Genomic DNA, 20386 nt, shown 5'->3' with positions numbered 1-20386 from the left:
TATGTATTGTATTATCGGTGCAAATGGTTTTTTAGGATCATATATTATAAAATCTATTTTAAAAAAAACGAACGAAAATATAGTTGCCTGTTGTAGGGATATATCATTAGTTGGAGATTCTCTAAAGGATGAAAGGATAACTTGGAGAAGTTTGGATATTTGCGATTTTAAGGCGGTGAGCAGTTTTTGTAAAGAATATAATAGGGAAAACAAAAAGGTTGTCTATCTCGCCGCTTACCATAATCCTGACCTGGTTGAGAAGAATCCGAAGACAGCTTGGAATACAAATATAGTATCTTTGTCTTTTTTCATCAATGAAATGGATAATGTAAGTGCATTTTATTATCCATCATCAGACAGTGTATATGGAAATAGTATAGATGGTAAGGTTTTTGAGGAAGATGATGATACGAATCCTGTAAATACATATGGAAAACAGAAGGCTTTGGCAGAAAGAATTGTTACTACATATGGATATCAGGTGGTGAGGTATCCGTTTTTGATAGGGACAAGCCTTCTGTCCAGTAAAAAACATTTTTATGACCATATTGTGGAAAGTTTAAAATCAAAGGTGGGGATGGATATGTTTAGCGATTCATATCGTTCTACGATATCGTTTAAGCAGGCTGCAGACTATATTGTAGAATTGATAGAAATGAATGATAAACATCCAATAGTAAATATATCTTCTGATAAAGCATTATCAAAGTATGAAGTTGGTTTAATAATTGCAAAAAAACTGGGATTGGATGAGAGTCTTGTCAGACCTGTCAAGGTGGAGGATTCAGAGGGGATTTTTGTTGCAAAGAGAGCAAGTTCCACTATGATGGACAATAAGCTTTTAAAATCTATTTTTGATGTGGATGAGATTCGCTTGGAGATTTAGGAGGGATTGTGAAAGTTAAAGAATTTAAAAATGTATCAATTATTCTTCCAACCTTAAATGAATCTTTTTCATTTAATCAGACGATTGATATTATCTTGGAAGAATGTAATCATGAGGATATCAAAGAGTTTATTGCAGTAGTATGTAATCGTACGTTGCCTGAAAGTATAGAAGCTATAAAAAAATCAAAATCGGTATGTGAAGAGGCCGGAATTCCATTACATATACTTTATCAAAAAAGACCATTTGCAGGAGGAGCTGTAGCAGACGGATTTTTGGAGGCAACAGGAAGTCACCTGCTTATGATGGCACCTGATTTGGAAACAGATCCACATAATGTAAAAGATTTTATTACTATGGGAAAGAAGTATCCAAGTGATATGATAACAGCTTCAAGATGGCTTAATAAGGGCAGTTTTGCAGGATATAGTAAAATAAAACTTGTTCTCAACTTTTTCTTTCAAAAAATGTTTGCTGTTTTTTATGGAGTAAAACTTACAGATATCACTTTTGGATATAGACTTGCACCTACTGAGTTGATGCAAAAAATTAAATGGGAAGAGTTAAAGCATCCGTTCTTTTTGGAAACAGCACTAAAGCCTATTCGTTTAAAGGTAAAGATACATGAAATACCTTCTAATTGGGCTGCCAGAGTAGAAGGAGAGTCACAGAATTCTTTACTTCAAACTTTTAAATATTTAAAAATTGCTTTTAAAGTAAAATTTGAGAAGAAAAGTGAGTTGCTTAATGGTTAAGAATCTGTGGGAGAAATATAAAGAATTATTCTTTTATGGTGTTTTTGGGGTGGGGGCTACGGTTATAAACGTAGCATCCTACCATATTTTGGAAAGAACAGTCGGTTTGCCATACTTAGTAGCTAATATTATTGCTTGGATATTAGCTTTTATTTTTGCATTTATTACAAACAAACTGTTTGTATTTGAAAGCAGGAGCTGGGATAGAGCAGTAGCCATAAAAGAGTTTAGCGGTTTTTTGTCAGCCAGACTTTTAACAGGTGTATTAGATACTTTTTTAATGTGGTTTTTTGTAAGTATAATAAGATTGGATGATACATTATCTAAGATAATTATTAATATATTAGTGATAATAATAAACTATATTGCAAGTAAGTTTTTTATTTTCAAGAAGAAATAGTAAATATAGGTGTGTTCTTATAAAGAGAGAACCTATATACTTTACTGAGAGAGGATATATGTTGATTAATATTTTAAAACCCGACTTTACGTTTAACGATGAAAGGGGAACTTTGGTTCAGCTTGTACATGAGGGTTATAGTCAGATGAATGTGGTGACATCAAAAAAAGGAGTATTTCGCGGAGGTCATTATCATAAAGTAAACAGGGAAGTCTTTTATATCATATCAGGACATTTTAAGTTCACAGCAGAAAAAGACGGTGTAGTAGAGGAGTATGATTTTAAAGATGGTGATATGTTTGAGGTCCTCCCATATGTAATGCATAGCTTTGATTATTTAGAAGATACCACACTTGTAGCTATGTATGATAAAGGTGTGGAATTATCGGACGGAGGTATGGATAGTTATATATCCTAGAATAGAATGAAGTCTAAATATTATGCAGTAAAGGGTATGTTTGCTATTTGCATAGCATGTATATATCATATTGCGACAATAGACTTTTTGTATACATTGACACCTCCTTTTGAGAATGTATGGTGAATTAAATATTTTTTTTCATTAAAACCATTACATTGTTTATGTGAAATTTTGTTTTATATTTACCTTATGAATTACAAAATAGAAGCGGCATTTTATTTATAGAATGAACATAATGCCATTTTATATTTTATATATTGTGATTCATATTTTTGTAGCATATGCTGTAAAAGTGGTTTTAAATATTATGGTGAAAATATAAAAATATATAATAAGGTTGAATATATAGAGGAATATGATGATAGAGAGTATAATTAGAATATTAGATGAATTATTAGATAGATATCCAAGTCTGATTGAGCAAAGAGAAAGTATTATTGGAGTCTATAATGTTTTAGAGGAGTCCTATGCTAATGGTGGGAAATTGCTGGTTGCCGGAAACGGTGGTAGTGCAGCCGACTCTGAGCATATAGTTGGAGAGTTGATGAAAGCTTTTATTAAGCCAAGAAAACTTGATGAGAGTTTACAAAACAAACTTAAATCTATAGATGACAAGTTGGGACAAGTTTTAGCGGACAATTTGCAAGGTGCATTGCCGGCAATTGCCGTTACAGGTCATGTTGGTCTTTCTACTGCATACTTGAATGACTGCAATCCGCTACTTTCATTTGCACAGCAGGTAAATGGATTTGGTAATGAAGGTGATGTGTTTCTTGGAATATCAACTTCAGGAAATTCCGAGAACATACTGTATGCTTTGGTGACAGCCAAGGCTAAGGGTATGAAAACGGTCGGATTATCCGGTAGAGATGGAGGAAAGATGCGAGAACTTTGTGATGCAATTATTATAGCTCCCGAAACAGAGACATTTAAAATACAGGAACTTCATTTACCGATATATCATGCACTATGTTTGATGCTTGAGGCAAGATTTTTTTAGAAAAATTTGATGGCGTTACACTTATTTAGTGGACGCCTTTTTTATTAATCTTTCAGATGAGTCTCTTTTTATTGACGCACACATATTTATGTACTAACATATAAAAATATACAGGTTTTAATATGGGAGTCTTTATCATAGTAATATGAAGATAAAAGGTGTTAAAACGTATTAATGATTTACTCAAAGATATTCATAGAAATGGATTTATAGCAAGTACGGGAAAACCTGAACAAATGAAGAGTAAGAAGGCATACAGCCGCGTATAGATAAAAAGTTTTATGGATTGGTGATTAAAACCGAGATGAGCCTATAATGTCATTACGATGATTGATAGAATATGGAGAGCAAGATGAAAACAGTTATATTAGCAGGCGGACTTGGAACCAGAATTTCCGAGGAAAGCCATTTGAAACCGAAGCCGATGATTGAAATCGGCAGTCAGCCTATATTATGGCATATTATGAAATACTATTCAACATTTGGAATAAATGAGTTCGTTATACTCGCAGGTTATAAGCAGAATAAGATAAAAGAGTATTTTGCAAACTACTTTGTATACAATTCCGATGTAACTTTTGATATGAAAAATAATAAGATGGAAGTTCACAGAAGGAATGCGGAAGACTGGAAGGTAACAGTGCTTGATACAGGACTTAATACTATGACGGGTGGAAGAATACTGAGAGCAAAAGAGCATTTACAGGATGAGCCTTTTATGCTTACATATGGTGACGGTGTATCGGATGTTGATGTAGACGGATTATTAAAATTTCACAAACAGCATGGGAAAACCGCTACAATAACTACTGTAAGTCTTGCACAGCAAAAAGGTGTACTTCAAAAAGATGAGTCGGGACTTATCACATCATTCAGGGAAAAGAGTGAGGATGATTCAGCTATTATAAATGGCGGTTTTATGGTGTTAAATCCTAATATTTTTGACTATATAACGGAGGGTGATGCCACTATATTTGAGCAAAGTCCTATGCTTAAACTTGCTGGTGACAAAGAGCTTATGGGCTTTGAACATGACGGCTTTTGGCAATGTATGGATACTCAAAGAGAGAAAGAAAAACTTGAGAGTCTTTGGGCAAGCGGCAAGGCTCCTTGGATGAGGTGGAATGAATAAATGAATTTTGAGGAATTAAAAAAGTTTTATAGCGGTAAAAAGGTTCTTCTTACCGGACATACGGGCTTTAAGGGTACATGGCTTTCAAAAATACTTATAATGTGCGGTGCCAAATTGACAGGTTATGCTCTGAATCCTCCGACAGATACAAATATTTTTGATATTTTGGGTTTGGATGGAGAAATGAATTCCATCATAGGTGATATAAGAGATCTTAAATATTTGAAAAAAGTTTTTGATAAAGTTGAGCCTGAGTATGTTATTCATATGGCGGCACAGCCAATAGTAAGAGAATCCTATGAAAGACCTGTTTATACATATGAAACCAATGTTATGGGCACTGTAAATATAATGGAATGTGTGCGACTCTCAAAAAGTGTAAGAAGTTTTTTGAATGTCACAACAGATAAGGTTTATGATAATAAAGAACAGGCTGAGGGATATGTTGAAACGGATTTTTTAGACGGATATGATCCATATTCAAACTCCAAGTCATGCTCGGAACTTGTTACCCACAGCTACAAAAAAAGCTTTTTGACTGATTTGCCGGTATCCTGTGCAAGAGCCGGAAATGTAATAGGAGGCGGTGATTTTGCAAAGGACAGAATAGTTCCGGATTGTGTAAGAGCGGCAATATCAAAAAATCCTGTAATAATAAGAAACCCTAATTCTATAAGACCTTTCCAGCATGTTTTGGAACCGCTCTTTATTTATCTTGATATCATTATGAGGCAGGAAAAAGACAGGGGGAAATATGAGGGCTATTTTAATGTGGGACCTGATGACAGTGATTGTGTAAATGCAAAAACACTGGTGGAGAGCTTTAAGAGAGCATGGGGAGACGGCTTTGAATTTAAGATTCAATCTGATGGAGGACCTCATGAAGCAGGATTTTTAAAGCTGAACTGCAATAAATTAAAATCGGTATACGGCTGGAAACCGGGACTTAATGTACATGGAGCCATTGATTTGAGTGTTGAATGGTATAGAGCCTGGTATATGGGTGAAGATATGAATGAAATCACTGGAAAACAGATAAAATCTTATTTGGATAAATAAGATTAAACAGATAAATTTGGAGGAAATATGTTCGAAAATAAAACAGAACAAGAGGCTCGTAAAGAAATATTGGAGACGGTCAAGGCATATCATGATGCCTATCATAATAAATATAAGGAATTTAAAGAGGGAGACAGAATAACCTATGCATCCAGAGTCTATGATTCGCAGGAAATGGTAAATCTGGTGGATGCCTCATTGGAATTCTGGCTTACAGCAGGAAGATATTTTGATGAATTTGAAAGAGAGTTTGCAAAACAGTTCGGAACAAAGTTTGTATCACTTGTAAATTCCGGATCAAGTGCCAATCTGCTTGCCTTTATGACTTTGACTTCGCCGCTTTTAGGTGAAAGACAGGTAAAAAGGGGAGATGAGGTGATAACTGTTGCATGCGGCTTCCCGACAACCGTGACTCCTATGATTCAATATGGTGCAATACCTGTATTTGTTGATGTAACAATACCGCAGTATAATATAGATGTTAATATGCTTGAAGAGGCATTATCTCCAAAAACAAAGGCGGTAATGATAGCACATACTCTTGGCAACCCTTTTGATCTTGAATCGGTTGTGGAATTTTGTAAAAAACATAATTTATGGTTGATTGAGGACAATTGTGATGCACTTGGAAGTACCTATACCATAAAAGGAGAGAAAAAATTTACAGGTACAATAGGAGATATCGGAACATCAAGTTTTTATCCTCCTCATCATATGACTATGGGAGAGGGCGGTGCAGTATATACATCCAATCCTTTACTAAGCAGGATAATGAAGTCAATAAGAGACTGGGGAAGAGACTGTATTTGTCATTCAGGACAGGATAATCTGTGTGGACATAGATTTGACAGACAATATGGAGAACTTCCGGTTGGATATGATCATAAATATGTGTATTCACATTTCGGGTACAATTTGAAACCTACCGATTTGCAGGCGGCAGTCGGAGTGGCACAGTTAAAAAAGTTCCCGGACTTTGTGCAAAAGAGAAAAGAAAATTATAAGAGATTGTATGAGGCATTAAAGCCTGTAGAGGATAAGCTTATACTTCCTATACCTGAAAAAAACTCGGATCCAAGCTGGTTCGGTTTCCTTATTACCTGTAAGGAAGGGGTTGACAGATCTAAGCTTGTAAGCAAATTGGAGTCAAACGGAATTCAAACAAGAATGCTTTTTGCAGGAAATCTTACAAAGCATCCTTGCTTTGATCAGATGAGAGAGAAAAATGAGGGCTATAGAATTGTCGGAGAACTTAAAAATACGGATCGTATTATGAATGATACTTTCTGGGTTGGAGTTTACCCGGGAATGACAGATGCTAAAATTGATTTTATGGCTAAAATGATAATAGAAGGCGTAAAATAATAAAATTTAAGGGCTGAATACCGCTGTTTTTAATACGGTATCCGGTCCTTTTTATTGTGAATATAGTGCCAATTTTTTTCCTTTATTTGCTATGCAAGAACAGATATGATATAATGATAAAAAATGTTGTGAAAAGTTTTTTGGTAGGAGAAGGTATGCTAAACGAAGAGAAAATAAGGCAGATGACCGAATTAGCATTATTAAAAAAGAGGAAGGGCGAGCAGATGTTTGAAATTGATAATTATTTCAAAGAGGATTATGTGGGTAAACAAATGCTTAAGTCCTTTTTTGTTTATACTTTTTGTTTTATCCTTATAATTGTTTTGGCTGTTCTTTATAATTTGGAAGATTTGGTAATAAGTGTAAATACTGTTGGAATGTATTCCTTTTTTTACATTGTTATATATATATTGGGATTGATTGCATTTGAAATGATAACATATAGATTTTTTTCAAAAAAATATGATGAGGCACAGAGGAGTCTTAAGATGTACAATGACAGGCTGAATTATTTTGAAAAAAAGTTTGATAACAAAGATAAATTGCAAAATAACGGAGGTTAGAATGCTACAGCTATATGTGTTTAGAAACAGTTTAAAGAGTTTCTATGCAAAATATTATTCTATCATAGATAAAGGAATTAAATATATAATATTATTTACAGCAATGATGCTTATAAATATCAACCTGGGGTATGAGTCTAAGCTGGTTGCAATACAGACTCCTATAGTATTGTCTGTAATAGGTGCATTTTTGCCATATATGGCAGGTGTTCTTATGGTGGCGGTCTTTTTAATGATTCATCTTTTTACTGCATCATTTGAACTTGCTTTGCTTGTGGGAATTATACTGATATTAACATTTTTTTTGTACTATAGCTTTGGTAAAAAGGACAGTGTACTTTTAATTATTGTGCCTGTACTTTTTGTGCTTAAGATACCTTATGTGGTGCCTCTGGTTGTGGGACTTATGGGAAGTGCTGTCAGCATAGTGCCTATTTTGGCGGGAGTTATTATATATTTTACCTGTTTGTTTGCAAAACAGAATATAGGAGTACTTACAAGTACCCAGTCTGTGGATATTGCGCAGAGATTTTCACAGGCAATAAACGGGATATTCTCAAACAATACCATGCTTTTATTTATTATTGCATTTGCATTGACCACATTTATAGTATATATGGTTCATAAGCAGAATATGGATTATGCCTGGCAAATAGCTATTGCGGCAGGAGCTATTACTATTTTGGTCAGTATATTTGTGGGAGATTTTGTATTTGATATATCTACTCCTCTTTTAGATTTTATAATAGGTCTTGCGATATCTGTGATTATAGCTTATGTGTATGATTTCTTTGTATTCTCGGTGGATTATACGAGATCGGAATATGCACAATTTGAAGATGATGATTATTATTATTTTGTTAAGGCTGTGCCGAAGATTACTATCACAGCGGCGGATAAAAAGATACAATCATTCAGTACAAATGGAAAAAAGAAGAACAAGAATAATGGGGGTAATGAATGAACATAGTCACGAGATTGCTGCGTGATGGGCTTTCATATTTTCCACGAATCGGTATACTCAATATATTTGAGATACTTATTATTGCATATATTGTGTATGAAATAATGACATGGATTACAAAGACCAGAGCATGGACTTTATTAAAGGGACTGCTTATTATATTGGGCTTTACCATAATGGCATATATACTGCATTTTGATGTCATATTATGGATTCTTGGCAGAATTGCAACCATTGCGGTGACTGCACTTATAATAATATTTGCACCTGAGCTTAGAAAGGCTCTTGAGCAGCTTGGCAATAAGAATATAATGAAATTCTTTGCCTTTGACAATAAAATCAGCAATGACGGTATTACTGAAGCTACTATAGAGGAACTTGTAAATGCGGCATTTACCATGTCAAAGCCCAAAACAGGAGCTTTGATGGTAATAGAAAGAAATGAGAATTTGTCAAATATAGAGGGAACGGGTATCTTGATAAATGGTATTGTTTCAAGTCAGCTTCTTATAAATATCTTTGAACATAATACACCTTTACATGACGGTGCAGTGCTTATAAGGGGTAATACCATTGTATCCGCAACCTGTTATCTGCCATTGTCTGAAAATATGAGAATCAGTAAGGATCTGGGAACAAGACATAGAGCCGCTATAGGTATCAGTGAGGTTTCGGATTCTATTACCATTGTCGTTTCTGAGGAGACGGGAAGAGTCTCAGTGGCAATTGCAGGTAATTTGATAAAAGTAAATGACAGTGAAGAACTGAGAAAGGAACTTTCTGTTCTGCTTGAGGATAGGGTAGAAGAAAAGAACAGTTCTTTATTTTCAAAGTTTTTGAAAGGAAGAGGTAATGATAAAGACAAATAATCTTGTTTTGAAAATTAGCTCTTTGGCTATAGCTTTTTTTGTATGGATCATAGTAATTAATATATCAAATCCGATAGTTACAAGAAGCCAAATGGTACCACTTGAAGTGGTAAATTCGGATATAATTGCAGATGCGGGTAAGACATATTCATTGACAAGTGCAAATACCGTGACTGTAAGTTATGAGGTGCGAACAAGGGATGAGGGAAAAATCTCCGCATCGGATTTTAAAGTGTCTGTAGATCTTGGGGATATGTATGATATAACAGGTGCCATACCTATATCGGTGGAGGTAGTAAATAATAAGGATCTTATAATGGGTGCGGTGATTACAAAGCCGAGTATTGTAAGAGTAAGCATAGAAGATTTGCAAAGAAAGGAGTTTACACTTACAACAAAAATAAAGGGTACTCCATCAGACGGTTATTCTGTCGGAGAGATAAGACTTGAGCGAACCGGTGTGGCTGTTACGGGACCTGTATCGGTTATAGGTCAAATAAGTCAGGTAGGTGTGGAGATAGATGTTACTGGGCTTGACAGTAATGACAGCGGAAATGCCAAGTTGCAGTACTTTGATGCCAATGGGAATGCTTTTATAATATCCGACAGCAGGGTAAGTAAAAGCTTTGATAATGTGGATTATGATATAGTAATGCTCAATGGAAGAACTCTTGCACTCAACTTTGATGTGGGAGGAAAGGCTGCTGAAGGTTATGTATTTACCGGCGCCGAGAGCAGTACAAAATCCATACAGGTCAGAGGTATGCCGGAAGTACTTGATACGCTGGATTCGGTTACTATTCCGGCTACGGCACTCAGTGTTGAAGGGGCAACAGGTGATATTACCACTACTGTAGATATTAAAGATTTTCTGCCCGAAAATGTGGAAGCGATAGGAGCAACAAAAATTACGGTTACTTTAAAGGTTGAGGCGCTTGATCATAAAACACTTACTTTGACAATAAGTGATTTGGAGGTAAAGGGTGCCAGACCGGGAGTAACTACAAACATTGTACCTGAAAGAATAATGGTAGTGGTTTCGGGATTGACTGCAAATCTTGAGTCAATAACAGGTGCCGATCTTCAGGCAACACTGGATATAGGCAATATGGTTTCAGGCGGAAATACCGGAAGTCTTACATTTAATCTGCCGGAAGGTTTGAATGTGGATTCATATACACCTTTTGAGGTGCTGATAGGAAATCATGCAAGTGAAACAACTTCGGCAGAACAAAACAGTACTACTATAGGGAACTAAGGGAGGTTTTTGATGGTTTCGGAAGAGATAAAGGTGATAAACCCAAGCGGATTACATCTGCGGCCTGCAGGTAATTTATGTAAGGAAGCATTAAGATATGATTCCAAAATAAATATTATTTTTGGAGATGCTACGGCAAATGCAAAGAGTGTTCTTAGTGTACTTGCTACATGTGTAAAATGTGGTGATATCATAAAAATAACCTGTGACGGAAGAGATGAAAATGAAGCTTTGGAGGCTTTAAAAAATTTGATAAATTCAGGTTTTGGTGAGTTAAAGTAAGTAGAGGTTTATAATGAAAATTTATGGTGTAGGGGCAGCCGAGGGTATAGGCATCGGTGTTGCAAAGGTAGTCAGAGAACAAAGTGTGGAAGTAATAAAAAAAAATATTCCTGATATTGAAACGGAAGTAAAAAACTTCATGGAAATTCTGGAAATTACTAAAGCTGAGACTGAAGAAATGTCACAGACATTGGAAAAAAACGCTTCGGCGAAGGAAGCGGAGATTTTGTTCGGACATATTATGCTTATGTCGGATCCTATGCTTGTGGATGAAATAGTAAACCGTATCAAAAACGACATGGTCTGTGCAGAATATGCTATAGACGAGGTTTGTAATCAGTATGCCGCAGCATTTGCTTCAATGGATGATGAGCTTATGCAGCAAAGGGCGACTGATATGCATGATATAAAGCTGAGACTTATAAAAAAGATCCTGGGTATTGAAAGTACGGATCTTTCAAAACTTCCCTATGGAAGCATTTTAGTTGCAAAGGATCTTACACCTTCTATGACCGCAGGGCTAAATCCTGAGAATGTGCTGGGTATTGTTACCGAGTTTGGCGGAAAGACTTCACATTCGGCAATTCTTGCAAGAGCTCTTGAGATACCGGCTGTAGTCGGTCTTTCGGATTTACCTGACGATATAAAAGATGATACCGATATACTTATTGACGGTGAGAACGGAGAGGTTATTATACTTCCAAATGAGGAAGAAAAGGCGGAATATGAAAAGAAAAGAAATGAATTTGCCTCGAATAAAGAACTTTTAAAGAAATACAGGGAATTATCAAGTATTTCAAAGGACGGTAAAAGGGTAGAGATAGCAGGAAATATAGGAAGTCCTGAAGATGTAAATAAAGTAATTGAAAATGGCGGAGAGGGTATAGGACTTTTCAGAACAGAATTCCTCTTTATGGACAGAGATTCTATGCCAAGTGAAGAAGAGCAGTTTGAAAGTTATAAGAAGGTCGCTGTGGCAATGGATGGAAAGCCTGTAATTATAAGAACTTTGGATATAGGTGGAGATAAGGAAATTCCATATATGGGTATACAAAAAGATGAAAACCCGTTCTTGGGATATCGTGCTATAAGACTTTGCCTTGACAGAAAAGAAGATATATATATACCACAGCTAAGAGCATTGCTTCGTGCAAGTGCATTTGGTAACATAAAGATTATGCTGCCTCTTATTACATCAATGGATGAAATAAGAGAGGCTAAGGCTCTTATAGAAACTATAAAGGCTGAATTTGATTCTAAGAATATTGCTTACAACAAGTACATAGAGGTGGGAATTATGATAGAGACCGCCGCGGCATCACTTCTTGCGGATATATTTGCAAAAGAGGTGGATTTTTTCAGTATCGGCACAAATGATTTAATACAATACACTATGTCTGTGGACAGAGGTAATGTAAAAATAGCCGGTCTGTATTCACCATTTTCACCTGCGGTACTCAGGAGTATTCACAGAATTATAACTGAGGGTAAGAAGGCAGGTATAATGGTAGGTATGTGCGGTGAGGCTGCTGCCGATCCTCTGCTTATCCCTGTGCTTTTGTCATGGGGAATGGATGAGTTTTCAATGTCGGCTTCAAGCATATTAAAGTCAAGACAGATAATTTCTCTTTGTGACAGTGAGGCTTTGCGTACCAAGGTAGATAAAGTACTTGAACTTGCCACAGAGAGTGAAATCACGAACTATTTAAAGAAATTAACAGAGGAGCTTTAATGTTAATATATCTTATTTGTAGTTTATCAGCGTATTTATTTTCCCGGATAGAGCAGTATGCCCTATCCGGGTTTGTTCTGATTTTGGCGGCAGTATATCTGTATATAAAAGAATACGGATACTCAAAATCACTTGTAAACTTGAGAGGAATCTTTTCTCTGGCATTTGTAGGAGGAGAGGGGCTTTCCGCTATGAAACTTTCATATCTTGCAAAGCCTTGGAATATTATTACCTGGCTATGTATAAGCTTGGCTTTTATATGTTTTTATGCCGTATTTAATATATTAAAAGAATATGGAGGAAATCCATATATTAATAGTGAGAGAGTACTTGAAAAGAGTAATGAAAACAGGATGTATGCATGTATTATAATAATTGCTTTAGTATCCGCTGTTGCATTTAATATAGAGGCGATCATACTTGGATTTATTCCTTTTTTTGAAAGAGGTGTTCCTCATGCGTATTCATATTTCCACATTTCGGGAGTACATTATTTTACGGTAAGCTGTGTTTTAATACCTGCTCTGAGTATTATATATCTACATGAGGAAGGTAAATTGGATGCTGTTAAGCTTGTATTTTTAAGCTTGGCAAATATTATAGCTATAATTATACCAATACTATGTGTATCCAGATTTCAATTTATGTTTGCTGTGCTTTTAGCCTTTATTACATTCCTTATTTTAAAAAGAGAAAAAATAAAACCGATATACTTTATTATGCTGATTGTGGTAATAGTGCCTGTATATTTATTGCTTTCTGTTTTAAGAAGCCATGATGTGGAGTATCTGAACGGAATTTTTGAGATGAAATATAAGTTCCCTATTTACATCAGTCAGCCATATATTTATATCGCAAACAATTATGATAATTTGAATACCTTGATTAATGAATTGCCAAATCATAGCTTAGGAATGAAGGGATTATTTCCTTTATGGGCACTTACAGGGCTTAAATTTGTATATCCTAAGCTCGTTGATTTCCCTATATTTGTAAATAAAACCGAGCTGACAACGGTTACATTGTTCTATGATGCCTTTTATGATTTCGGAATCATAGGTGTGGGGGTATTTTCAGCAATACTCGGTGCTGTAAGTTATATGTTTGAAAAATGGATAAGGAGTACAAAGCATGCCGCATTTTATATGATATATGCTCAATTCTTTATATATATGGCGCTATCATTTTTCACCACATGGTTTTCAAATCCTGCGACATGGTTTTATTTTATAGTTACGGTAGCTATATTCTTTATATGTGAACAAAAGGGAAAGCAGGTTTTTAGAAAATAAATGCATAAATTTAAATAGTAAATATTGACAAATTTTAGATTTTAAAGTATAAAATAATAAAACCGTTGATTGGGAGAAAAGAAATTAGTTACTCACAGAGAGTCGGAGGTGCTGAGAACCGATAGGGATGACGATTTTAATATGGACCCAAGAGGGCAAGGTGAAAGGAAACGAGTAGCTAAGACGGGCGCTCCCGTTACAGAGCAGAAAATGTGTCGGCATTTTTTTAGAGAGAGTATTTTTACTAATGAAGGTGGTACCGCAGGCTATGCTTGTCCTTTGGATAAGCGTATCCTGCGTTTTTTATTGCATAAATGTATGGACTGTGATGATATAGACTGATATGTGAATTTCTGTCGGCATCAAAGGAGTTACAGCGGCAAAGGAGTGATGTGTGACTTATGCAGATAACCGGAAAGTATGTTCTAATTATATAAATATTCACTACATAAAATGCCATAAGGAGGAGAAAATGAAATTAATAAAGAAACTTGGAATTATTGCAATAGGTGCGGTATTGATGGCAGGATGTACACCTAAGGATGCTACAACAAGAAGCAGTACCGAGAGTACTGCGGCAGAAAGTTCAGCTACAGAATCCGGCAAGGATGAAAGTAAAGCAGAGAATACAGATAAAGATTTGAAAAAAATCGGTGTAATACAATTGGTTGAACATAAATCACTTGATATAATATATAACTCATTTAAGGATGAACTAAAAAATCTCGGATATATAGACGGTGAGAATGTAAAGATAACCTTTCAAAATGCACAGGGGGATATGTCAAATATCACCAGTATAGTACAGGGATTTGAGGGGGATAAGCAGGATGTCGTTGTAGGAATTGCAACACCTGTAGCACAGGGGGCAATGAGTCTTACAAAATCCACACCGGTGGTATTTTCGGCAGTTACAGATCCTATAGGGGCGGGTATACTGACGGATATGAATGCACCTGATAAGGGGATGACAGGCACAAGTGATGCCGTACAGATTGATAAGATAATGGATTTGGCACTTCAGATAAGCCCTGATGTAAAAAAGGTAGGATTTATATATAATCCGGGAGAGGACAATTCCGTAACCAACCTTGGTTTACTTGAAAATTATGTAAAGGAAAAGAATCTGGAACTTGAGACTGTAAGTATTTCTACAAGTGCAGATCTTCAAACCGCAGCAGCAACATTGTTTGAAAAGGTGGATATGATTTTTGTATCAAATGATAATACTGTTGCAGAGGCAATGCCGATACTTACCTCAGAGGCAATCAAGGCTAAAAAGCCTATATATGTAGGTGCAGATTCAATGGTTATGGATGGAGGTCTTGCCACTGTAGGTATTGATTATACAGACCTTGGAAAAGAAACCGCAAAGATGGTGGATGAGATAATTAAGGGAAAATCTGTAGAAGAGATTCCTGTAAAAGTATTTAAGGATGATTTATTTATATATGTAAATACCGATACTGCAGCCGCACTCGGCATAGAGATACCTGAGAGTATCAAAACAGATAAGAAATTTGTGGAAATCAAATAATAGGAGCAAAAATGACATTATCAACATTACTGGGAAGTATTGAACTGGGACTTATATTCGCAATATTATCATTGGGATTATTTATAGCATTTAGAATACTGGATTTACCGGATCTGACAGTGGATGGAAGCTTTGTGACCGGACTTGCATACAGCGCAGTCTGGTCTGTAGCTAAAAATCCATATATGGGGATCTTTATGGGATCCATGGGTGGAATGCTTGCAGGCATTGTGACCGGAATACTTCATACTAAATTAAAAATACATGCTATATTGGCAGGAATACTCACAATGACAGGATTATATTCCATAAATCTTTTTGTAATGGGTGATAAGCCAAGTGTTTTCTTCTATGGCGAAAAGACTGTATTTACTCCGTTTGAAGGTAAATTTTATATAAGCGGGGTAGATATAGGGAAGCTGATTTTACTTTTTATAATAGTTTTAATACTGACTATACTTCTTAGAATATTCTTAATGACTCAAGTGGGACTATCTTTAAGAGCCACGGGAGATAATGAAGCAATGGTAAGAAGTTCAAGTATTAACACCGATGCAATGAAAATACTCGGATTTGCCGTTTGCAATCTTATTGTGGCTTTTTCGGGAGCGGTATATGCCCAGTACAATATGACTGCAACTCATGGTATGGGAACAGGAATGCTGGTACTTGGACTTGCAAGTATCATAATAGGTGAGACAGTCATAGGAAAGAGAGGAATGTTAAGGCATTTGTTTGCAATAGTTATAGGAGCGATAATATATCGTATAATGCTTACAATAGCCTTCGGACTTGGGCTTCCTGCAATATATTTAAAACTGTTCTCGGCAGTAATAGTGGTGGTTGCAATAAGTATACCGTTGATAAAACCTACAATTGTCAGATGGAGAAAAATACATGCTGGAAATTAAAAATGTAAATGTAATCTTTAATAAGGATACTGTAAATGAAAAAAGAGCGTTAAGGGATCTAAGTCTTATATTAAATGACGGAGATTTTGCTACAGTGATAGGCAGTAACGGAGCCGGGAAGTCCACCATGCTGAATGTTATAGCAGGCAATATAGAGGTGGAAAGCGGAAAAATATATAATAACGGGCTTGATATTACCTATATGAAGGAGCATAAAAGAGCAAGATTTATAGGCAGATTGTATCAGGATCCGCTAAAGGGAACTGCGCCTCATATGACAATAGAAGAAAATATGGGACTTGCATACAGCCGTGGAAAGAGAGTAAGATTCGGGCTGGGTGTCAGAAGAAGTGATAGGGAGTATTTTAAATCGGTCTGTGCCAAGTTGGGGCTTGGACTTGAACATAGATTAAAAAATGAGGTGGGCGGTCTTAGCGGTGGGCAAAGGCAGGCTTTGACACTTTTAATGGCTACTATGGAAACACCTGAATTATTATTGCTTGATGAGCATACGGCTGCGCTTGATCCGAAAACAAGTAAAAAAATAATGGAAATAACCGATAGAATTGTAAGTGAGAATCATATTACAACACTAATGATCACTCATAATATCAGGGATGCACTTGATTATGGAAATAAGACCATTGTTATGAACAATGGAGGTATACTTACAATACTGGAAGGCGAAGAAAGAAAATCAATGACTGTTTCAGATGTGATGAAGCTTTATTCAGGAACAGATGCAATATTAAGTGATAAAATGATTTTAGGAAATTAAAAAAGATGTCGCAAAACCAAAAATATGATTTTGCGACATCTTTTTATTGTCCCGGTCCTATAAGAACAGGTGATCCCTGGTCACCCGGACCTTCAGTGGATATAGAAGGTCCGGGCCCCGAACGGGGAGTATTATTTTGGGGTTTTGTGACTCCGGGACCGTTTAAAACATCAGAATCCTCGGTAGACCTCGGAGGTGATGTGGTTTTTATAGATGAAGAAGTAGTGGTTTCAGGAGTGATAATTTCTGAAGGCTGCTTCTTCGGCTTTGTATTTTTTTGCCCTGATTTAGCTGATGTAGTCGTAGGCTGTGGAACTGTTGGAGGTTGCGTGGCTGCAGTAGGGGCTACCGGTGCAGCTCCGACTGTATCATCTCCGGGTGATGCCGCCACTGAAACATTGCTCTTACTCCTTGGGGTAACAACAGGGTGATTACTTGATATAGGTGCCACTCCTATGCCGGCATCATCGCTTTCATTTGATGTAGGGGCATTGGAATCAAGTATAGGATTCACATTGCCATGTAAATTACAAGTGGCGGACGGTGCAAGATATTTTGAATCATCCGTACTTGATTGTCCGGGAGGCACTATCATAAATACTCTTGTAGTAGTACTTGGGCAGTTTGGTGTAGGTAAAAGACCGCTTTCACTACAGACTGTGACAGCAGTATGGTGGTCACAAAATTCTGTAGGTGCTGTTCCCTTGGCAAAGTATTCTGTATATGTTGCATTGCCGCGAGGATCATGTTCACATACTCCGGGGATGGCAAGTTTACCGGATTTTCTGCATACTACTGCGGTTTCAACGGAATCAGGTACAGGGAAGCCTACATCCTCGGCACCTTCTGAAACTTTATTCATAATCTTTCGCCAGATATCCTTGTGGAAGCTCGTACCTCCATTGTCGGAAAGCGTTTGATTTTCATCACAACCTGCCCATACACCGGCAGTATAATATGGTGTAAATCCTACAAACCACACATCCACATTTTTTGATGTGGTACCTGATTTACCCGCTACACTCATATGATCAAGATGTGCTCTGGTTGAGGTTGAGTTTATATTTACTCCGCTGCTTGCAAATTTTTTGTTATTCTCGGTAGAAGCCGCCATGGCATCTGTTAGAAGGAAGGCTGTGGAATCCTTTATAACTCTATGTGTTTGAGGATTGCTATTATCAAGTATAGTTTTGCCGTTGTGGTCCACAATCTTTGTAAAGAAAACAGGCTTTGTATATACACCATGATTTGCAATAGTAGCAAAGGCGCCTGTAAGCTCAAGATTGGTTACACCCTTTGTAAGACCGCCAAGAGCTAAAGAGCCGTTATAATCCTGGTCTGTAAGAGTGGTAATACCGAAATCCATGGCATATTCCACACCGACTCTTGGGGTGACGGTTTCCATAAGTGTTTTTAGGGCAACTATATTCATAGAATATATTATACCGTCACGTATGCTTGACCAGCCCATATAACCCTGTTTATCATACCAGTTTTGGAAGGTCTTATCTCCGATAGTATATTCAGCATCATAATATGTTGTAGCCAAAGTATCGCCGCTGGTATCAAGAGCAGGTGCAAAGGCGGATATTACCTTGAATGTGGAGCCCGGTTGTCTTGTAGTGCCTGTAGCCCTGTTAAGAGAGAGGGATGAGGTTTTTTCACCTCGACCTCCACTGATGGCTTTTACCGCACCGTTTGTTTGATCCATAAGTACAAAGGATACCTGTGGTTCTAAAACAATCTTCACACTCTCACCCACTACGGTATCTCCTTCCTTTACTACAGTGGCTTTGTAGCTTTCGGCATCGGCTCTTGCAGCTTCCTCGCTTTGATATAAGCCGTTAAAGCCGTCTGCAAGTACTTCTGTATGATATTTATTTATATCTTTTTCCGAATAATTATGTGAGTTCTTTTCACTGTCTGTTACTGTAAGCCTGTATTCCAGTGCAAATTTAGTATCAGGATAATTCTCGGGATTGTTTACCTCGCTGTCAACTATCTGCTGCAGAGCGGGATCCTGAGTGGTATATATGGACAATCCTCCGCTGTATAAAAGATTATGAGCCTGAGTTTCGGTATATCCGAGTTCATTTATAAAGGCGGATGTTACCTGTGATATCAATGCATCAGTAAAATAGCTGTAGGGGCTGTACTTTTCCTTTGCAAGTGTATTTATATTCTGTATTCTTGAATATACATCATCCGCAAGTGCCTCTTCCTGTTGCTCTTTTGATATATAGCCCTGCTCATACATATATTGAAGAATTATTTTTCTTCTTTCGGAATTTGCCTTTTGCCCTGTGATAGGATTGTATTTTGTAGGTCCCTTTGTAATGCCTGCTATTACGGTAGCCTCGGAAAGAGTCAAATCGGATACTTCTTTGCCGAAATACCTTCTGGCTGCCACCTTTACACCAAGTGAGTTGCTTCCAAGATTTATGGTGTTGAGATAATTTGTAAGTATAAGTTTCTTATCCATTTGTTTTTCAAGCTTTACAGCCAGATACATCTCCTGGAATTTTCTCTCTACCTTCTCTCCGAAACTTCTCTCACGACCGCCGTTAAAAACATTGTTTTTTATAAGCTGCTGTGTGATGGTCGAGCCTCCGCCGGAAGAACTTTTATTTGTAAGCACTCCGCTGATTGCTCGAAGGATTGCCCTTGTATCTATACCGTTATGTTTCCAAAATCTTGAATCTTCTATAGCAACAAAGGCATCAATAAGAACTTTAGGTAATTCATCATAGGTCACTTCTTCACGGTTGGAACCTGCCATTACCAAGGTATCGGTTATTTGACCTGAAGAATTATATACTGTCGTGGCATATCCAAGCGGAACAATGCTGTCCACATCCACATCCGGAGCATTATCAATAATTCCCTTTATCATGCCGATTACCATGGCACCACCAAGAACCGATACTACAAGCAGAGAAAGAAAGAATGTTTTTACCACTTTAAATATGACTTTATTTATATATTTTCTTTTCTTTGAACCTGAGGACTTAGCGCTTTTTTCAGGAGTTTTAGTGTCATTCTCTTTATTCATCACTTTTCCCTTTTCAAAATAAATTTACAAAATATTTCAAGCTGTTGCTCTTGCCCTAGATTATACATCATTAATGTAATATAGGCTATCAGCTTTAATCAATCTTCATTTTTTATAATACATTATTTAA

General features: G+C 36.6%; 19 protein-coding genes. 18 read left to right on the top strand and 1 reads right to left on the bottom strand.

What is annotated here, in order from left to right; genetic code table 11:
• Position 1 precedes the first annotated feature (1 nt).
• From J4O15_RS00510 to J4O15_RS00420, 18 genes are all read left to right on the top strand, one after another.
• Complete coding sequence (locus tag J4O15_RS00510; RefSeq protein ID WP_208099305.1) at positions 2-886, top strand: sugar nucleotide-binding protein; 885 nt, start codon at positions 2-4, stop codon at positions 884-886.
• Positions 887-894: 8 nt separating this feature from the next.
• Positions 895-1641 carry a glycosyltransferase family 2 protein gene (locus J4O15_RS00505; protein ID WP_009219498.1) on the top strand — a complete coding sequence of 249 codons (747 nt, stop codon included), beginning with the start codon at positions 895-897 and terminating at the stop codon, positions 1639-1641.
• Entirely contained in the window at positions 1634-2041 is a 408-nt protein-coding gene (locus tag J4O15_RS00500) for a GtrA family protein (RefSeq protein ID WP_009219499.1), read from the top strand. The genes J4O15_RS00505 and J4O15_RS00500 overlap by 8 nt, the downstream gene beginning before the upstream one ends.
• A gap of 58 nt (positions 2042-2099) precedes the next feature.
• Entirely contained in the window at positions 2100-2459 is a 360-nt protein-coding gene (locus tag J4O15_RS00495) for a polysaccharide biosynthesis C-terminal domain-containing protein (protein ID WP_208099304.1), read from the top strand.
• Positions 2460-2820: 361 nt separating this feature from the next.
• Positions 2821-3462, top strand: a complete 642-nt coding sequence (locus J4O15_RS00490) for a D-sedoheptulose-7-phosphate isomerase (RefSeq protein WP_208100248.1) — start codon at positions 2821-2823, stop codon at positions 3460-3462.
• Between the two features lie 352 nt (positions 3463-3814).
• Positions 3815-4594, top strand: a complete 780-nt coding sequence (gene rfbF / locus J4O15_RS00480; RefSeq protein WP_009219502.1) for a glucose-1-phosphate cytidylyltransferase — start codon at positions 3815-3817, stop codon at positions 4592-4594.
• Positions 4595-5653: a CDP-glucose 4,6-dehydratase gene (gene rfbG, locus J4O15_RS00475; protein ID WP_208099303.1), complete on the top strand. Its 1059-nt coding sequence runs from the start codon at positions 4595-4597 to the stop codon at positions 5651-5653.
• A 27-nt stretch (positions 5654-5680) separates the two neighbouring features.
• Positions 5681-7018 (top strand): lipopolysaccharide biosynthesis protein RfbH, encoded by a 1338-nt coding sequence (rfbH, locus tag J4O15_RS00470; RefSeq protein WP_208099302.1) that lies wholly within the window; start codon positions 5681-5683, stop codon positions 7016-7018.
• A 155-nt stretch (positions 7019-7173) separates the two neighbouring features.
• Complete coding sequence (locus tag J4O15_RS00465; RefSeq protein WP_208099301.1) at positions 7174-7581, top strand: hypothetical protein; 408 nt, start codon at positions 7174-7176, stop codon at positions 7579-7581.
• 1 nt (position 7582) lies between these two features.
• Positions 7583-8545 carry a hypothetical protein gene (locus J4O15_RS00460; RefSeq protein ID WP_009219506.1) on the top strand — a complete coding sequence of 321 codons (963 nt, stop codon included), beginning with the start codon at positions 7583-7585 and terminating at the stop codon, positions 8543-8545.
• Positions 8542-9414 carry a diadenylate cyclase CdaA gene (cdaA, locus tag J4O15_RS00455; protein ID WP_208099300.1) on the top strand — a complete coding sequence of 291 codons (873 nt, stop codon included), beginning with the start codon at positions 8542-8544 and terminating at the stop codon, positions 9412-9414. Before J4O15_RS00460 ends, cdaA begins: the two co-directional genes overlap by 4 nt.
• Positions 9398-10672, top strand: a complete 1275-nt coding sequence (locus J4O15_RS00450; RefSeq protein WP_208099299.1) for a CdaR family protein — start codon at positions 9398-9400, stop codon at positions 10670-10672. Before cdaA ends, J4O15_RS00450 begins: the two co-directional genes overlap by 17 nt.
• Positions 10673-10684: 12 nt before the next feature.
• Positions 10685-10954 carry an HPr family phosphocarrier protein gene (locus J4O15_RS00445; RefSeq protein WP_009219509.1) on the top strand — a complete coding sequence of 90 codons (270 nt, stop codon included), beginning with the start codon at positions 10685-10687 and terminating at the stop codon, positions 10952-10954.
• Between the two features lie 13 nt (positions 10955-10967).
• Positions 10968-12686, top strand: a complete 1719-nt coding sequence (ptsP, locus tag J4O15_RS00440) for a phosphoenolpyruvate--protein phosphotransferase (RefSeq protein WP_208099298.1) — start codon at positions 10968-10970, stop codon at positions 12684-12686.
• Positions 12686-13978, top strand: coding sequence for an O-antigen polymerase (locus J4O15_RS00435; protein WP_208099297.1), 1293 nt, complete (start codon positions 12686-12688; stop codon positions 13976-13978). Before ptsP ends, J4O15_RS00435 begins: the two co-directional genes overlap by 1 nt.
• 472 nt (positions 13979-14450) lie before the next feature.
• Positions 14451-15515 carry an ABC transporter substrate-binding protein gene (locus tag J4O15_RS00430; protein ID WP_208099296.1) on the top strand — a complete coding sequence of 355 codons (1065 nt, stop codon included), beginning with the start codon at positions 14451-14453 and terminating at the stop codon, positions 15513-15515.
• Between the two features lie 11 nt (positions 15516-15526).
• A complete protein-coding gene (locus J4O15_RS00425; protein ID WP_009219515.1) occupies positions 15527-16426 on the top strand; it encodes an ABC transporter permease in 900 nt (299 codons plus the stop codon).
• Entirely contained in the window at positions 16413-17204 is a 792-nt protein-coding gene (locus tag J4O15_RS00420) for an ABC transporter ATP-binding protein (protein WP_009219516.1), read from the top strand. The genes J4O15_RS00425 and J4O15_RS00420 overlap by 14 nt, the downstream gene beginning before the upstream one ends.
• A gap of 43 nt (positions 17205-17247) precedes the next feature.
• Here J4O15_RS00420 and J4O15_RS00415 read toward each other — a convergent pair whose 3' ends face one another.
• On the bottom strand, positions 17248-20256 hold the full coding sequence (locus J4O15_RS00415; RefSeq protein ID WP_208099295.1) for a transglycosylase domain-containing protein: 3009 nt from the start codon (positions 20254-20256) through the stop codon (positions 17248-17250).
• Between the last annotated feature and the right edge of the window lie 130 nt (positions 20257-20386).

This window comes from Lachnoanaerobaculum sp. Marseille-Q4761, from assembly GCF_017565785.1.
GTDB lineage: Bacteria > Bacillota > Clostridia > Lachnospirales > Lachnospiraceae > Lachnoanaerobaculum.
This window is presented reverse-complemented; position numbering and strand designations above follow the sequence as displayed.

Coding starts and splice junctions, on each gene's coding strand:
- J4O15_RS00450 (WP_208099299.1), top strand. CDS start 9,398: ATGATAAAGACAAATAATCTTGTTTTGAAAATTAGCTCTTTGGCTATA.
- J4O15_RS00435 (WP_208099297.1), top strand. CDS start 12,686: ATGTTAATATATCTTATTTGTAGTTTATCAGCGTATTTATTTTCCCGG.
- J4O15_RS00445 (WP_009219509.1), top strand. CDS start 10,685: ATGGTTTCGGAAGAGATAAAGGTGATAAACCCAAGCGGATTACATCTG.
- J4O15_RS00430 (WP_208099296.1), top strand. CDS start 14,451: ATGAAATTAATAAAGAAACTTGGAATTATTGCAATAGGTGCGGTATTG.
- J4O15_RS00495 (WP_208099304.1), top strand. CDS start 2,100: ATGTTGATTAATATTTTAAAACCCGACTTTACGTTTAACGATGAAAGG.
- rfbF (WP_009219502.1), top strand. CDS start 3,815: ATGAAAACAGTTATATTAGCAGGCGGACTTGGAACCAGAATTTCCGAG.
- rfbG (WP_208099303.1), top strand. CDS start 4,595: ATGAATTTTGAGGAATTAAAAAAGTTTTATAGCGGTAAAAAGGTTCTT.
- J4O15_RS00420 (WP_009219516.1), top strand. CDS start 16,413: ATGCTGGAAATTAAAAATGTAAATGTAATCTTTAATAAGGATACTGTA.
- J4O15_RS00425 (WP_009219515.1), top strand. CDS start 15,527: ATGACATTATCAACATTACTGGGAAGTATTGAACTGGGACTTATATTC.
- J4O15_RS00415 (WP_208099295.1), bottom strand. CDS start 20,256: ATGAATAAAGAGAATGACACTAAAACTCCTGAAAAAAGCGCTAAGTCC.
- cdaA (WP_208099300.1), top strand. CDS start 8,542: ATGAACATAGTCACGAGATTGCTGCGTGATGGGCTTTCATATTTTCCA.
- J4O15_RS00500 (WP_009219499.1), top strand. CDS start 1,634: ATGGTTAAGAATCTGTGGGAGAAATATAAAGAATTATTCTTTTATGGT.
- ptsP (WP_208099298.1), top strand. CDS start 10,968: ATGAAAATTTATGGTGTAGGGGCAGCCGAGGGTATAGGCATCGGTGTT.
- rfbH (WP_208099302.1), top strand. CDS start 5,681: ATGTTCGAAAATAAAACAGAACAAGAGGCTCGTAAAGAAATATTGGAG.
- J4O15_RS00490 (WP_208100248.1), top strand. CDS start 2,821: ATGATAGAGAGTATAATTAGAATATTAGATGAATTATTAGATAGATAT.
- J4O15_RS00510 (WP_208099305.1), top strand. CDS start 2: ATGTATTGTATTATCGGTGCAAATGGTTTTTTAGGATCATATATTATA.
- J4O15_RS00460 (WP_009219506.1), top strand. CDS start 7,583: ATGCTACAGCTATATGTGTTTAGAAACAGTTTAAAGAGTTTCTATGCA.
- J4O15_RS00465 (WP_208099301.1), top strand. CDS start 7,174: ATGCTAAACGAAGAGAAAATAAGGCAGATGACCGAATTAGCATTATTA.